This is a genomic window from Acinetobacter sp. 228, from assembly GCF_048147885.1.
The window spans coordinates 52,801-66,512 of record NZ_JAYWYV010000018.1; the positions used below are offsets into that span (position 1 = coordinate 52,801).

Here is a 13,712-nt window from a genome sequence, read left to right on the forward strand (position 1 = left end):
TAGAGTAAATACTCTAATTTATTTAAGGGTGAAATGCAAAGGCTTTATCTTTGCTCGACAGTTACCTGATTAAAGTAACCGCTGTGGTGCAAAGTTTCAATAATTTCAGTGCACAACTGATTGAATTGGGGTGGCTGGTCTAGGAGGTCACTCATGCGTACCATTTCTAGTCCTGCATATCCACAAGGATTAATGGTATTGAATCCGCTCAGGTCACAATCCAGATTCAAGGAAAGACCATGATAACTGCGGCCTTTACGAATTTTAAAACCGAGAGAACCTATTTTGCGCTCAGCCACATATACCCCGGGTGCATCTGGTTTGGCATAGGCATCGATGCCATATTTTTTTAGTAGATCAATCATCAGGTTTTCAGCATAAGACACTAGTGTGCGCACATTCCAGCCCAGGCGATTCAGGTCAAACATGAAATAAGCCACCAACTGGCCTGGACCATGCCAAGTGACCTGACCACCACGATCGGTCTGAATTACCGGAATACTGCTAGGTATTAGAATATGTTCTGGTTTACCTGCCTGACCCTGGGTAAGGACATCATGATGTTGCAGAATCCACAATTGATCAGGGCTATTTTCGTCACGCGTTTCCGTAAATGCTTTCATTTCCAGAAAACGATCTTCATACAGGGTAAGATCATGATATTGACGAATGATCAGCTCGGGCTTTTGCAGCGCATCAGTCACAGGGAGGGTCCTTGATAATGAAAAATACTGCCAATAATTATAATGATTTCGGCATGAAATAGGGGTGAGATCAACAATATTTAAGCCATAGCTCAGCTTTGAATGGGCATAAATAAACACGCCCGGAAGCGTGTCTTTTGTGTTTTTGATTAAAGTGCTGTTTTAATCAACGGACATGCTGCCAAGTCAGCATATACTGCATGAACCTGTTCTAATTCCAGGAAGCGCAGCTGGGCAGTGATCGAATGATATTTACCAGTACGTGAAGGCGTTACAGTCATTTGGCTGCCATCAAAGTCAGGAAAATGCTTTACAAAAATATCATTCACGGCCTGATGGAGTTCTTCGCCAGCCAAACCAATTAATTTAATTGGATAGTCCATTGGGAACACCCAAAGATGTTCTTGAAGTTCGCGAGATGGTGTACGGTCTAACATGGTAGTCCCCCTGATTTGAAACGCCTGCAATGATGCAGGCGTTTGGGTCTGTCTTAGCTACTTAAAATGGAGACTGATGATTAAATTTCAAGTCTCCACATCAAGCATCAAATCTTAATCATTCTCAAGGAATGAACGTAAGTGTTCAGAACGCGATGGATGACGAAGCTTGCGTAACGCCTTCGCTTCAATCTGACGAATACGTTCACGTGTCACGTCAAACTGTTTACCTACTTCTTCCAAAGTATGGTCGGTCGGCATGTCGATACCAAAACGCATTTTCAGGACTTTGGCTTCACGTTCAGTGAGGTTTTCCAGAACTTCACGTGTTGCTTCTTTCAGGCCTTCAGAGGTTGCCGCATCAATCGGTGAAGTGATATTGCTGTCTTCAATGAAGTCACCCAGATGCGAATCTTCATCATCACCGATTGGGGTTTCCATCGAAATTGGTTCTTTCGCAATCTTCAGAACTTTACGTACTTTGACCTCGTCCATTTCCAGACGTTCACCCAGTTCTTCAGGAGTCGGTTCACGTCCCATTTCCTGTAGAAGCTGACGAGATACACGGTTGATCTTGTTAATCGTTTCGATCATATGGACCGGAATACGAATGGTACGTGCCTGATCCGCAATCGAACGGGTAATTGCCTGACGAATCCACCAAGTGGCATAGGTCGAGAACTTATAACCACGACGGTATTCAAACTTGTCTACCGCTTTCATCAGACCGATGTTACCTTCCTGAATCAGATCCAGGAACTGCAAACCACGGTTGGTGTATTTCTTGGCAATCGAAATTACCAGACGCAAGTTTGCTTCAACCATTTCCTTCTTGGCACGACGTGCTTTTGCTTCCCCCACAGCCATGCGTTTGGCAATGTCTTTAATGCCTTTCACATCAAGACCTAGCTCTTTCTCGATATCGGCAATCTTTTGCTGAAAGGCCAATACGTCTGGACGTACTTTTTCCAGATAGGCTCTCTGGTCTGCTGGTGTTTTCGCGATCTGTTCGTCTAACCAGGCCGGATTCGATTCCTGACCAGGGAAGCTGGTACGGAACTGGGTACGGTCCATGCGGCCACGGCGTACCGCATAACGCATCACTTCACGTTCTGCACCACGAATCTGGTCATGCGTGCCACGAATCATTTCAGAAATGATATCAAATAGACGCGGAGTGAATTTGAACATCATAAATACGGTGGCAAGGGCCTGTAAGGCTTCTTCAGCCTGTTTGCTATCACGACCATATTTTTCAATGGCTGCTTTGGTTTTCAGCCACGCATTTTCGAGTTCAGTGAAACGCGCTTTGGCAATTTCAGGATCTGGACCAGAATCTGCTTCTGATTCGTCATCTGACTCAGCTTCTTCTTCCTCTTCATCATCGTCCAGTTTTACGTCTTTGGTCGATTTGGTCGAGTCAGTCTCCTCAACAAGAACGGCTTCTTCTTCTAGAACTTCAGGAATTTCTTCATCTGACTCGGGATCTAAATAACCGGATAAAAGGTCAGCAAGACGGCGTTCACCCGCTTCATAATCTTTGTATTCTTGCAGTACTACTTCAACTGCATTTGGCCAGTAAGCAATCGAATGCAAAACATCACGAATACCTTCTTCGATGCGTTTTGCAATGCTAATTTCGCCTTCACGTGTTAAAAGCTCTACGGTACCCATTTCACGCATATACATACGCACAGGGTCAGTTGTACGACCTGGCTCATTTTCTACAGATGCAAGTACTGCTGCAGCTTCTTCCTCTGCAACTTCATCGGCAGCTTCTGCAGTGTCCTCGAACATCGTATCATCAGATTCAGGCGCGCGATCATGTACAGGAATACCCACATCATTCAGCATCTGAATAATGTCTTCAATCTGCTCGCTTTCTGTGATGGAGTCCGGCAGATGATCGTTAACCTCAGCGAAGGTTAAGTAACCTTGTTCTTTGCCTCGGCTAATCAGAGCCGCTACTTGAGAAGTAGGGGAAGTCATATCGCTCATCTTTTGCTTACTCTTCGTTGAATCTGTGATAGTAAAAAAATCGTACAATTAGGTATGCACGATTTAAGCTCATTAAATTTAGTGAATAGCCTACTTATTTCATCAGGGTAATTAGCATTAAAGCTCACTGATAAAATATTTAAAATGAAATTCAGTAATTTAAGGTGGGGATGAATTTGTTATTTTCAAGTCCAACCCATGCATATGTATATTTGACCAAAAAAATGTGTAGTCAAAAAACATAAGGACGCAGGGTGGATTATATCATGCCACACAATGGAGCTAGAAAAAAAGCCCTATTTACAATTTTAACCTAGGAAAATTTAAATAAAACTTGACTTGTGATTATAGGCAAGATAAATAGCGCTAAAACCATTTACATTTTTCACTATGAGGAAGTTTTAGTGTCTTCTACAGATTTTGAACTAGATGATAACTTCGGTGAGGATGATGTTAATTTCGATGAGGCTTCCAGTAAGCTGAGTGCCAAAGAGTCGTTGGAAAAACGTCGTCTGATTGATGATTTACTTTCACAGCGTCGCTTGGAACGCGAACTCAAAGATTTTGACTACGACTTCGACGATGACGATGATTTTGATGACGAAGATTAACGAATTCGGATTTAGCATCGCCTGAATAAATGCTATGCTAAACCTTTCGGTTTTCTAAGTTTGGATGTTAGATGAGTGCTTTAGATTTAGACCTGTTGAGTGAATATCTAGATGGTGACCAGAATGAACACGGTCTAGATTTCGCAGCAACCCATGGTTTCTTATGTGCTATTGCAGTAGGCCCAAAATTTGACAAATGGTTAGACGAACTTTTTGATAACAATCAAAAGAAAGTGCCTGCAGAAATCATCAGTCAGGTGCAAGCATGGTTAGAGTCTATTCGTCAAAGCTTAGCCAATGAAGAAGGGATTACATTCCCGTTTGAAATTGAAGAAGCAGATACCGAATCAAGCTTGGGTGACTGGAGCGTGGGCTTTGTAGATGCCATGTTCCTGAACGAAGATGCTTGGTTTACTGAAGAGTTTGAAGAACAACTGGTTGATTTAACCTTGCCAATCATGGTCTTCAGCGGCATCGATGATGAAGATCCACAAATGGAAACTTTCCGTCGCAACGGCCAGTTAATGGATGAGCTTGCAGAAGAAATTCCAGAAAACCTGAATGAATTGTATCTGATGTACCACACGCCAGAATAATTCATAAAAAAAGCACCGCACGGTGCTTTTTTTAGCTTTGGACTTTTACATGGGTAAAGATATTCAATCCCGGTTTTTCTCCAGACCTGCGCGTTTGGACAGACTATAGCGGGCATAACCATTGTAGGCGATATGGAACAGCAAGGCATGTAAGGCAATGCTGGCAGCCACCAGAAATGAGTTAGGTCCTCTTCCTGTATAAGCGATGGTTCTATAAATTTCATCTGTCTGAGGGGACATCCAGATCAGCACAAATAAAAATATAAACTCAAAGGTCATGGCAATAATCGTAGAACCCCAGATGAGTGGTTTTTTCTCCTCCTGGGTTGGTAAGCGGTGTTGGTGTTTAACGAAGTACCGGGCACTGAGAAAGGCAGAAGCAATCAGGGCAGGAATCAGGAGAATAGCGCCCAGACCAAATAAATAGACGAATAGGCCCACCAATAGAACCAAGATCAGATAAACGGTGGCAAAATATTTCAGATAATGCGACATCGTTTTGACCTCCTTATGCTGAGGTCTATTCAGGATGGACGATTTTTACGCTGCTGTCTACGGTAGAAAGCCCAGGCAATAATTACGATAACAATCGCAATAATCACATAACTGACTTTACTGAAAATCTGATGCATCAACTGCTGGTTTTCGCCAAAATAAAACCCGACACAGGCCAGAAATGTGGTCCAGATGATGGTTCCAAGTGCGCTATAGAACATGAATTTCCAGAAAGGCATATGACTCATACCTGCAGGAATGCTGATCAAGGAGCGAACAGCAGGAATCATGCGGCCAAAAAACACAATCCGGTGACCGTACTGCTCAAACCAACTCAATGATTTTTTTACATCTTCTGATTTAATAAATAAATATTTGCCATAACGATCGACAAATTTAAAAATAGAGTCATGGTTGAATTTATAGCCAATCCAGTACAGCAAAGCAGCTGCTAGTAAGGAGCCGATACAGCCAGCTATGATTACTCCAACCAGTACCAGCTCACCTTGAGAGGCTGAATAGCCCGCAGAAGGCATAATGATTTCAGACGGGATGGGCGGGAAGACATTGTCCAGGAACATGAGCAGGGCGATGCCCCAGTAGCCCAGTTGCTCCATGATGGAAATAATCCATTCGGTCAGATTCATATGATTGGCAAAATAAAAAATACTGCCTGTATCCTAAGCAGTATTTTTGGTGCGGTAAAGTCTTGGAATATAAATGCTCAGACAGAATCAGCTATGCGTCAGCGTATAAATATAAACTTTACGTAAGAAATAGGCCAAGCACACCGGCAAAATACTCAGCAGGATAAAATGTATGATACCGGTATTGATATGGTAACCAATGAACAGCGCCAAAATCGCGCCAATAACCGTTCCCAGAATAACGACAAATAAATGTGACTGATGTTCAAGCTCCTCAGTAATTTGATGAAGTCGTTGCAGCTTTATATTTTCTTGAGGTTGGAAATGAACCAGATTTTCTGAATCTTGAGCAAGTGAGCCTGGCATTTTATATTCCTTTTCATTTAAAAATTTCAGTTAATAATGAAAGACTTAGCATGTAAATCACCGTATCATTAGACTAACAATCTTGTTTGAAAAAAAATGAGGTTCTTGGTAAAGGATTGGTAAGAGTTTTATTACAGTTGTAATTTTTATGTAAACAAAAAACCCTCCGAAGAGGGTTTTTATATGATTTTATTACAAAAGATAGAATTAAAGACGTTTACGTTTCGCCGCTAAAATTTGTGACTGACGCATACGGAAACCCTCTTTTTGTTTCTCCGTGGTCTTATCAATACAGTACACACAAGAGACGCCATGTTCATAACTTGGTAAGGCCACTTCTTCTGGAAGTAAAGGCCAGCCACAAGCATGACATTTGGTATTTTGACCTTCTTCAACACCATGTGTTACAGCAGTACGCCCGTCAAAAACGAAGCATTCACCTTCCCACATGCTTTCTTCAGCCGGGGTTTCTTCCAGGTATTTTAGAATGCCACCTTTCAGGTGATACACTTCTGTAAAGCCTTCTTGCAGTAGAAGTGAAGTAGATTTTTCACAACGAATACCACCAGTACAGAACATGGCAATTTTCTTGTCTTTGTGCTGTTCCAGATTATTTTTCACATATTCAGGGAATTCGCGGAAGCTTTCAGTTTTCGGATCAATCGCACCTTTGAAAGTCCCTGCCTTGTATTCGTAATCGTTACGGGTATCAACTAGAATCACGTCATCACGTGCAATCAGCTCATTCCATTCTTTCGGATCAAGATAGTGGCCCACCAGATCACGCGGTTTCACTTCCACACCCAAAGTCACGATTTCTTTTTTTAATTTAATTTTCATTTTACGGAATGGCTTTTCAGAACTGTCAGATTCTTTGTATTCCATTTCGTTAAAACCTTCATTTAGAAGGAACTGGTGAATTTGATCAATCGATGCACGGTCGCCTGCAACTGTACCGTTGATGCCTTCACCTGCCACAATTAGAGTACCGCAAAGGTTGATGGATTTTACCAGGTCCAAAAGACGTTGCTGAAGATCGGCAGGATCTTGAACTTCTTTGAATTGATAAAGTGCGGCAACAACCCAACCAGTCGTCGCTTGCTGTTCTACAGGTGCAAGCTGTTCTACAGTAGCGTTCATGGAATACTCCAACGTAGCATGATATTTGAAAGGCGCACATTTTAGCTTGATTCGAGTGAATAAGCGAGTAAAACACGAGTCTTTTAGCAGGCTTCAATTCAGGGAGGAGAGCGTGTATAGTCATGCCCGACCCAGGATTTTGTGAAGTAATGCAGATACTGAAAGTTGCAGTATCTTTGGAGTATGTTTTGAGTTCAGATCGTCGTATTGCGTCATTAACCCCATGTGCAGGGCGTTGCTCGACCGTATTTGGTGATGCGGTATGTCGTGGTTGTCGCCGTTTTAATCATGAAGTGATTCACTGGAATACTTATAGTGCCGAGCAGCATCGTGCCGTGTGGCAGCGTCTGGATGTGCAACTGGACCAGATTCTGGTACCACTGTTGCCGCATGCCGATCTTGCCAGGGTACAGGCCTTTGTGCTCTCAAAACGGGTACGTTTGCGTAAGGATGCTTCCAAAGGGCGCAAACTGTATCACGCGTTAAAGCTGTGTGAGAAAAACCGGCATTTTACTGACGATAGTGGATTGGGTATTCATTATAAGCAGGTGCGCCCACTTTGGGATGAGTTCGAACGCCGTATTTTGGCGTTGGCTACCGCCAGCTATGATCTGGCTTTTCTACGGGCAGACGGCATCAGTCAACATCTGATGCATATGCAAGAGGAGGACTAAGTCCTCTTTTTTATGCGGCAAAATAATAACAGCTGAGGGAATGGCGTGAATATCAGTGAATATATCCTGTATTGTCTGGCCGTCGTCCTGATGATTGCCACACCGGGACCAGTGATGCTACTGGTTGCCAGCGCAGGATTAAAAGGTGGCTATGCTGCGGCTTTAAAAACTATTTTTGGCACCAATTTCGCCTCTCTGGTTTTAATTGCTTTATCTATATTAAGTTTGAAAGGTTTGCTGGTTATCAATGCGCAATGGCTAGATGCCATCAAGCTGCTGGGTTGTCTCTATATCGGCTATCTGGGGCTGCAGATATTCTGGGAGGTTTTCTTTGAGCAAGCAGAGGTAACTCAAGAAAAGTTATCTCCGGTACGTGGCGGCTTTCAGCAAGGTTTTCTGGTCGGAATTTCTAATCCGAAAGACATTATTTTCTTTGCGGCTTTTTTCCCACAATTTATCGGGATTACACCCACTCTGGATTTAAGTTTAATAATTCTAACCCTGAGCTGGATCGTACTGGATTTTATGACTTTATCTTTGGTTTATTTGGGCTTTAACCGTTTGCGTCACTCTCGTCTATATCCACACTTGCTGGCATTGTGCGGTATGGTCCTGATCATTATTGCCGTTTATGGGATATATCAGGTTCTTATTTAATTAAAAAAATTAAGATTGATACACAGAATGATAAGACAGGTTCTATGGCCTAGGCTGGAATTACCGCCAAAAATCATGTTAAGGTAAAATCAAATAAAAAGTGCACAGATTAGAATGTCTAAAATATTGCATAAGTCAGACAATCCATTTTCACCGTTGTTATTCATTCAACCTGTTGTCATTCAATACCTGCAGATCATTGGCATTGCGCTAATCGCCATCAGTATCATATATCTGCTGGCAGCAAACTGGTGGATGTTGCCGAAATTTGTGCAGCTGTTTATTCCTCAGATTTTACTGCTTGCTTCAGCGATACTGAGTATACGCTTGGATACCCAGGCTGTCTTGCGGCAAAGTCTGGATGCTGTTTCTGCTCTGATGCTGGGGCTGAGTCTGGCTGTCATTGGACAGATTTATCAGACGGGTGCTGACAGCTATCAGTTATTTCTACTTTGGGCTGTGTTGCTATTGCCTTGGTTGTATCGGCCTAATATTGGTGTATTTGTCTTATTTTGTCTGGTGAGCCAGCTGGCGCTGTATTTTTATTTCAAACAAAGCTTTTGGCTGATACGTGCTGAAACAGCTTATTTTTTGATGTTGAATATTTTTACAGGATTAAGCTTTCTCTTTGCTCTGCGCTATTATCCGGTCTTACGTTATCTGTTTATTCTGCTTATTGTATTCATTTCAATATTGAGTATGTTCCGGTTTATCGACTCGGATTCGATCTGGTATTTGAGCTCGGTACTGGTTCTGCCGATTTTATTCAGTGTTTATTTCTATACCCGAAAGCAACAGCTCGAAACCAGCTTACTCGTTGCAGGAATGGCACTGAGTTTTAGTATTTTGATTTTTGATCTGACCCAGCAATACCTGCAAGAGTCGGCCTTGAGTTTACTTGTGCTGGCGATTCTCATTTTCGGCTGGTTTGCAGGAATCAGTACTGTGCTGATGAAACTGTTACCTAAGAGCAAATTTTCTGTCATCCCAATGGCATTAGGTGCCTGGATTGCCGGCGTGATCTTGGCAGTTCTACTGCTGACTTATTGGGAAAGTTTTTCCATTTTTATGGGGATTATCTTCATTGGGGTTGCATGGTGGCTGATTCGTGTCAAAAATTCTATTTTTCTGCGCCAGTTTGCATATTGTCTATGGGTATGTGGCCAGGCGGCTATCCTGATTCATGGCGAATTACTAACGGAAAGTTGGCCGCTGATCTGGCTGATTCAGCTGGGAATCATGTTAGTCACGATCTTAAGCCGCATGCACTGGTGGATCGTCTTTCTGCAATTACTATTGACACATGTTCTGACCATTATAGCTTTATATTCAGTGCTTCATAATGATCATCTGATGACCATTGCCATGTCAATCAACTGGCTGGTTCTGATTGTGGTTTTGCTCACTGCTGGGTACTGGTTGCAGTCTCACTATAGCCGAAGTATCCAGTTATGGAGCATTTGCGTACTGGCAGTCATGGCAGTGTTTCAAACTCTATTCCACTTGGATCATCGGCAGATAACTGAACAGGGTGCTGAAAATGTCATGGTCTTCTATATTCTGCCAATAATCTGGTTATTCAGCTTTATACTTGTGCAGCGACATCAATTTACTCGGCATGATTTATGGCTGATTCCAGTCTTGGGCACAATCCTGATCTGGCTCGGCTATTTTGAGATTCTGGTTATTTTGATGTTGATGGCTTGGGCAATTGCCTATCGGCAGTCTTTGATTCAGGCCTTATCCATCTTGCTGCTGATCTTCTGGTTATGGATGCTGTATTATAATCTGGGTTTAAGTTTCCTGTTTAAAAGCATCAGCATTTTTGCCTCAGGAATATTAGTCTTGGGGCTGGCCCATATTTTAAAACAGCCAAAATCACAACATGCTCAAGGAGAGACAATATGAAAAAGTTTCTTCCTTTGCATTTGGCTATTTTTAGCATCGCCTTATTTTGTGGGTTGATTCTGCAACATGAATGGCATTTAAGGCATAGCCAGAGTATTTATGTAGAGCTGGCTCCTGTGGATCCGCGATCAATTCTGCAGGGGGATTATATGGCTTTGAACTATAATCTGCACTTTAGTGCGACAGCACCTGAAGATGCTACACAACAGCCTGTACCTGAAATCAGTATCAAGGATTTTAACAATCAATCGCATGTGATGAGCTATGTACAGCTGGATCGGCAGCGCAGAGTTATTAAAACCAGTTTTAATCGAACTGAGCTGGATCAGTCTAAAAATTTAGCCCGATTAGTTCTGAAAAATCCGCGCAATACATTTGACGGGCTTTATCCGGCTGCCAACAGTTTTATGTTTGCCGAAGGCCTTGAGCCTTGTTATCGCAATGCCAAATTTGCCGAATTAAAAGTACAAGCTGATGGCAAGGCTTTGCTGGCAGATCTGGTTGATGATCAGCTTAAATCCTTAACTTGTGAAAGCCGTAAAAACTGGTGGCAGGGGAGTTAATTCTATTTTTATTCGTCCATAAAAAAGTCCGCTTTTCGCGGACTTTTTAGAATCTTATCTAAAACCTCAGGCAACTTGTACCGGAATGCAGTTTGCTGTGTGATTCACGGTATTGTCTGGATTTGCATAGACTAAGCGTGGCTTGTGAGCATTTGCTTCAGCTTCAGTGAAATCACCGAACGTAGCAATAATGACGATATCACCAACATCAGCCTGATGCGCAGCACCACCATTCACTGAAATGATGCCTGAATTGTCTTCGCCACGAATTGCATAAGTTGCAAAACGTTTACCATTGGTCACGTTCCACACATGAATTTCTTCGTATTCACGAATGCCAGCCAAATCCATCAAAACGCCATCAATTGCACATGAACCTTCATAATGTAGTTCTGCATGTGTAACGTGAGCGCGGTGAATTTTGCATTTTAATAAACGAGATAGCATGGCTAGCGTCCCCTGAGTTGACCTAAGAGTTTGATCATTTGGTTAAATCAATCTTGCTTGCTGTATGGTGAACAATCGAGCAAACGCATTTTGCGCTTAAATAAACTTTCTGGCAAGCGGAATTGTCCAGCAATTTTTGAATGTTCAGTTCGGCTTATATGCGTTGATTTGATTCATGGCTTGCTGTACTTCACCGTTCACCAGCATTTTTGTACGGGCGAGGGCATGGGAAATCGCATCATCCATTAAACTCTGTTCGCTGCTAGGCGCTTTACTGAGCACATGACCGGAAACACGGTCTTTGGCACCAGGATGACCAATGCCAATGCGAAGGCGATGGAAGTTTGGACCGATATGCGGCACGATATCGCGTAGACCATTATGACCCCCGTGACCACCGCCAGTTTTCAGGCGAATGATGCCAGGATTCATATCCAGTTCATCATGGGCAATCAGGATCGATTCAGGTGCGATATTGTAGAATTTGGCGAAAGGAACAACACTTTTACCGGAAAGATTCATAAAGGTTGTTGGGAGAAGGAGACGGACGTCTTGACCTTCAATATTGCCACGACCGCTAAATCCATTGAATTTTGGGTCTTTTTTGAGGGTAATGCCATATTGGTCTGCAAGGCGTTCTACGAACCAGAAGCCTGCATTATGGCGGGTTTGGGCATACTCAGAACCTGGGTTACCCAAACCTACAATCAGTGAAATATTTGACACTAATTTACACCATTAACACTTATGCGCGTTTGAAGTCAGCGTGCATTGGTGTGTTTTTAGCTGGGTGACGTTGTAACGCTTGGATTTTCACGCTTTCAACTTTGCCGTCTACATCAATTTCGATAACTTCTTCAAAGAATGAATTGTTTTCTAAGAATTTAACAAGCTGACGAAGCTCAACAGTAATTGCTACAGGAGCAGCTTCACCACCGTAGATGATTGCAGGAACTTTAGCTTGAAGACGAAGGCGGCGGCTCGCACCTTTCCCTTGAACTGCTTCTTCACGTGCTGCTGCGTTTAATACGAAGTTTGCCATGATAGACATCCTATTTAAGTTAAATGAACCAGACTTGCGACCAGTCTGGTGAGTAAAAGCCCTACCAAATGGCAGGGCTTTGAAAATTCAGCGCTCTATTATAGATAAGAATCGAACATTGCGCTAATAGATTCTTCGTTGTTGATACGACGAATTGTTTCGGCAACCATGCTGGCTACTGAAACCTGGCGAATCTTACCCAGTGCTAAAGCTTCATCTGAAAGAGGAATGGTATCAGTCACAACCAGTTCATCAATTACAGAATTCTTTAAGTTTTCAAGTGCTTTACCAGAAAGTACTGGATGTGTTGCATATGCAACCACCTTGCGAGCACCGAAGGTTTTCAATGCATCAGCAGCTTTGCATAGCGTACCAGCCGTATCTACCATGTCATCAACAATGACACAATCACGATCTTTAACATCACCAATCAAATGCATCACTTGTGATTCATTCGCTTTTTGACGACGTTTATCGATGATTGCAAGATCGATATCACCCATTTGTTTCGCAACAGCACGTGCGCGCACTACACCACCCACGTCAGGTGAAACCACCATCAGGTTGTGATGCGATTGCTGACGAAGATCAGCTAAAAGCGCAGGAGTACCGTAGATGTTGTCTACAGGGATATCGAAGAAGCCTTGGATCTGGTCAGCGTGCAAGTCGATCATCACAACGCGGTCAATCCCGACAGTAGTCAGCATGTCTGCAACGACTTTAGCGGTAATTGGCACACGGCTTGAACGTGGACGACGGTCTTGACGAGCATAACCAAAATAAGGAATCACGGCAGTAATACGACCAGCACTTGCACGACGCAAAGCATCAGCCATCACCAGGATTTCCATCAGGTTATCATTGGTTGGGGCACAAGTAGGCTGTACGATAAATACGTCTTTACCACGAACGTTTTCAGTAATCTCGACAGCAATTTCACCGTCAGAGAACTGACCTACAGAGGCAGCGCCTAGAGGAATATGTAAGTGACTTACGACTTTTTGAGCGAATTGTGGATGCGCAGATCCACTAAAAACGACAAGATTGGGCATGAAGCACCCTTGGCGGTTGGGATATATGGGAATAGATGGCAGGGGTAGCTGGATTCGAACCAACGGATGCCGAGATCAAAACCCGGTGCCTTACCACTTGGCGATACCCCTAATGCGGCAGAACTTTAATATTTTTGCGGTAAAGTGTCAAGGTAAATTAACAGTCTTACAGCAAATGAGTGCTCTGTCTTTTTTCGAGAAAATGGCAGGGGCGGCTGGATTCGAACCAACGGATGCCGAGATCAAAACCCGGTGCCTTACCACTTGGCGACGCCCCTAAATTGATGAACTGTAAGATGGCAGGGGTAGCTGGATTCGAACCAACGGATGCCGAGATCAAAACCCGGTGCCTTACCACTTGGCGATACCCCTAAT

General features: G+C 43.1%; 17 protein-coding genes and 3 tRNA genes. 6 read left to right on the top strand and 14 right to left on the bottom strand.

The features are described 5' to 3' along the window. Positions 1–44 precede the first annotated feature (44 nt). The 3 genes from lipB to rpoD all read right to left on the bottom strand — a co-directional run bounded on the left by lipB (position 45) and on the right by rpoD (position 3,169). The gene (gene lipB / locus VXQ92_RS12625; protein ID WP_064096362.1) at positions 45–704 is read right to left on the bottom strand and encodes a lipoyl(octanoyl) transferase LipB; all 660 of its coding nucleotides are present in this window, start codon (positions 702–704) and stop codon (positions 45–47) included. A gap of 149 nt (positions 705–853) precedes the next feature. Then, positions 854–1,141, bottom strand: coding sequence for a YbeD family protein (locus VXQ92_RS12630; protein ID WP_064096361.1), 288 nt, complete (start codon positions 1,139–1,141; stop codon positions 854–856). A 114-nt stretch (positions 1,142–1,255) separates the two neighbouring features. Further along, complete coding sequence (rpoD, locus tag VXQ92_RS12635) at positions 1,256–3,169, bottom strand: RNA polymerase sigma factor RpoD (RefSeq protein WP_416681984.1); 1,914 nt, start codon at positions 3,167–3,169, stop codon at positions 1,256–1,258. Positions 3,170–3,543: 374 nt separating this feature from the next. Here rpoD and VXQ92_RS12640 point away from each other — a divergent pair, with 374 nt between their 5' ends. Together VXQ92_RS12640 and VXQ92_RS12645 are read left to right on the top strand one after the other, a co-directional pair. Beyond that, positions 3,544–3,750, top strand: coding sequence for a PA3496 family putative envelope integrity protein (locus VXQ92_RS12640; protein WP_064096359.1), 207 nt, complete (start codon positions 3,544–3,546; stop codon positions 3,748–3,750). Between the two features lie 71 nt (positions 3,751–3,821). Then, positions 3,822–4,346: a YecA family protein gene (locus tag VXQ92_RS12645; RefSeq protein ID WP_416681968.1), complete on the top strand. Its 525-nt coding sequence runs from the start codon at positions 3,822–3,824 to the stop codon at positions 4,344–4,346. A gap of 63 nt (positions 4,347–4,409) precedes the next feature. Here the strand turns inward: VXQ92_RS12645 and VXQ92_RS12650 are convergent, their stop codons facing one another. The 4 genes from VXQ92_RS12650 to VXQ92_RS12665 all read right to left on the bottom strand — a co-directional run bounded on the left by VXQ92_RS12650 (position 4,410) and on the right by VXQ92_RS12665 (position 6,994). After that, positions 4,410–4,841 carry an ABZJ_00895 family protein gene (locus VXQ92_RS12650; protein ID WP_144724353.1) on the bottom strand — a complete coding sequence of 144 codons (432 nt, stop codon included), beginning with the start codon at positions 4,839–4,841 and terminating at the stop codon, positions 4,410–4,412. Between the two features lie 29 nt (positions 4,842–4,870). Then, positions 4,871–5,488, bottom strand: a complete 618-nt coding sequence (locus tag VXQ92_RS12655; RefSeq protein ID WP_064102442.1) for a DedA family protein — start codon at positions 5,486–5,488, stop codon at positions 4,871–4,873. Between the two features lie 87 nt (positions 5,489–5,575). Beyond that, the gene (locus VXQ92_RS12660; RefSeq protein ID WP_064096355.1) at positions 5,576–5,854 is read right to left on the bottom strand and encodes a hypothetical protein; all 279 of its coding nucleotides are present in this window, start codon (positions 5,852–5,854) and stop codon (positions 5,576–5,578) included. Between the two features lie 207 nt (positions 5,855–6,061). Beyond that, positions 6,062–6,994 (bottom strand): rhodanese-related sulfurtransferase, encoded by a 933-nt coding sequence (locus VXQ92_RS12665; RefSeq protein WP_005265894.1) that lies wholly within the window; start codon positions 6,992–6,994, stop codon positions 6,062–6,064. Positions 6,995–7,182: 188 nt separating this feature from the next. Between VXQ92_RS12665 and VXQ92_RS12670 the strand changes: the two genes are divergently transcribed. The 4 genes from VXQ92_RS12670 (at position 7,183) to VXQ92_RS12685 (ending at position 10,796) form a co-directional block, all read left to right on the top strand. Then, positions 7,183–7,668: a DUF1289 domain-containing protein gene (locus tag VXQ92_RS12670; protein ID WP_416681971.1), complete on the top strand. Its 486-nt coding sequence runs from the start codon at positions 7,183–7,185 to the stop codon at positions 7,666–7,668. Between the two features lie 45 nt (positions 7,669–7,713). Then, positions 7,714–8,325: a LysE family translocator gene (locus tag VXQ92_RS12675; RefSeq protein WP_416681973.1), complete on the top strand. Its 612-nt coding sequence runs from the start codon at positions 7,714–7,716 to the stop codon at positions 8,323–8,325. 114 nt (positions 8,326–8,439) lie between these two features. Further along, positions 8,440–10,233 (top strand): DUF2157 domain-containing protein, encoded by a 1,794-nt coding sequence (locus tag VXQ92_RS12680; protein ID WP_416681974.1) that lies wholly within the window; start codon positions 8,440–8,442, stop codon positions 10,231–10,233. Further along, positions 10,230–10,796: a GDYXXLXY domain-containing protein gene (locus VXQ92_RS12685; RefSeq protein WP_416681976.1), complete on the top strand. Its 567-nt coding sequence runs from the start codon at positions 10,230–10,232 to the stop codon at positions 10,794–10,796. The genes VXQ92_RS12680 and VXQ92_RS12685 overlap by 4 nt, the downstream gene beginning before the upstream one ends. A gap of 66 nt (positions 10,797–10,862) precedes the next feature. Here VXQ92_RS12685 and panD read toward each other — a convergent pair whose 3' ends face one another. The 7 genes from panD to VXQ92_RS12720 all read right to left on the bottom strand — a co-directional run bounded on the left by panD (position 10,863) and on the right by VXQ92_RS12720 (position 13,709). Continuing rightward, positions 10,863–11,243 (bottom strand): aspartate 1-decarboxylase, encoded by a 381-nt coding sequence (gene panD, locus VXQ92_RS12690; protein ID WP_008307603.1) that lies wholly within the window; start codon positions 11,241–11,243, stop codon positions 10,863–10,865. 144 nt (positions 11,244–11,387) lie between these two features. Beyond that, positions 11,388–11,969, bottom strand: a complete 582-nt coding sequence (pth, locus tag VXQ92_RS12695; RefSeq protein ID WP_416681978.1) for an aminoacyl-tRNA hydrolase — start codon at positions 11,967–11,969, stop codon at positions 11,388–11,390. A 19-nt stretch (positions 11,970–11,988) separates the two neighbouring features. Beyond that, positions 11,989–12,285 (bottom strand): 50S ribosomal protein L25, encoded by a 297-nt coding sequence (rplY, locus tag VXQ92_RS12700; RefSeq protein ID WP_004645781.1) that lies wholly within the window; start codon positions 12,283–12,285, stop codon positions 11,989–11,991. Between the two features lie 98 nt (positions 12,286–12,383). Further along, a complete protein-coding gene (locus VXQ92_RS12705; protein WP_064096350.1) occupies positions 12,384–13,337 on the bottom strand; it encodes a ribose-phosphate pyrophosphokinase in 954 nt (317 codons plus the stop codon). Between the two features lie 36 nt (positions 13,338–13,373). Continuing rightward, positions 13,374–13,448, bottom strand: a tRNA-Gln gene (locus VXQ92_RS12710). A 92-nt stretch (positions 13,449–13,540) separates the two neighbouring features. Further along, positions 13,541–13,615: transfer RNA gene (locus VXQ92_RS12715), tRNA-Gln, on the bottom strand. Between the two features lie 19 nt (positions 13,616–13,634). Beyond that, positions 13,635–13,709: transfer RNA gene (locus VXQ92_RS12720), tRNA-Gln, on the bottom strand. Positions 13,710–13,712 lie beyond the last annotated feature (3 nt).

Bases quoted from the DNA above. Each gene is read 5' to 3' on its own strand.
- VXQ92_RS12630 (WP_064096361.1), bottom strand. From the start codon at position 1,141: ATGTTAGACCGTACACCATCTCGCGAACTTCAAGAACATCTTTGGGTG.
- VXQ92_RS12645 (WP_416681968.1), top strand. From the start codon at position 3,822: ATGAGTGCTTTAGATTTAGACCTGTTGAGTGAATATCTAGATGGTGAC.
- VXQ92_RS12650 (WP_144724353.1), bottom strand. From the start codon at position 4,841: ATGTCGCATTATCTGAAATATTTTGCCACCGTTTATCTGATCTTGGTT.
- VXQ92_RS12655 (WP_064102442.1), bottom strand. From the start codon at position 5,488: ATGAATCTGACCGAATGGATTATTTCCATCATGGAGCAACTGGGCTAC.
- VXQ92_RS12660 (WP_064096355.1), bottom strand. From the start codon at position 5,854: ATGCCAGGCTCACTTGCTCAAGATTCAGAAAATCTGGTTCATTTCCAA.
- VXQ92_RS12665 (WP_005265894.1), bottom strand. From the start codon at position 6,994: ATGAACGCTACTGTAGAACAGCTTGCACCTGTAGAACAGCAAGCGACG.
- VXQ92_RS12680 (WP_416681974.1), top strand. From the start codon at position 8,440: ATGTCTAAAATATTGCATAAGTCAGACAATCCATTTTCACCGTTGTTA.
- VXQ92_RS12685 (WP_416681976.1), top strand. From the start codon at position 10,230: ATGAAAAAGTTTCTTCCTTTGCATTTGGCTATTTTTAGCATCGCCTTA.
- panD (WP_008307603.1), bottom strand. From the start codon at position 11,243: ATGCTATCTCGTTTATTAAAATGCAAAATTCACCGCGCTCACGTTACA.
- rplY (WP_004645781.1), bottom strand. From the start codon at position 12,285: ATGGCAAACTTCGTATTAAACGCAGCAGCACGTGAAGAAGCAGTTCAA.
- VXQ92_RS12705 (WP_064096350.1), bottom strand. From the start codon at position 13,337: ATGCCCAATCTTGTCGTTTTTAGTGGATCTGCGCATCCACAATTCGCT.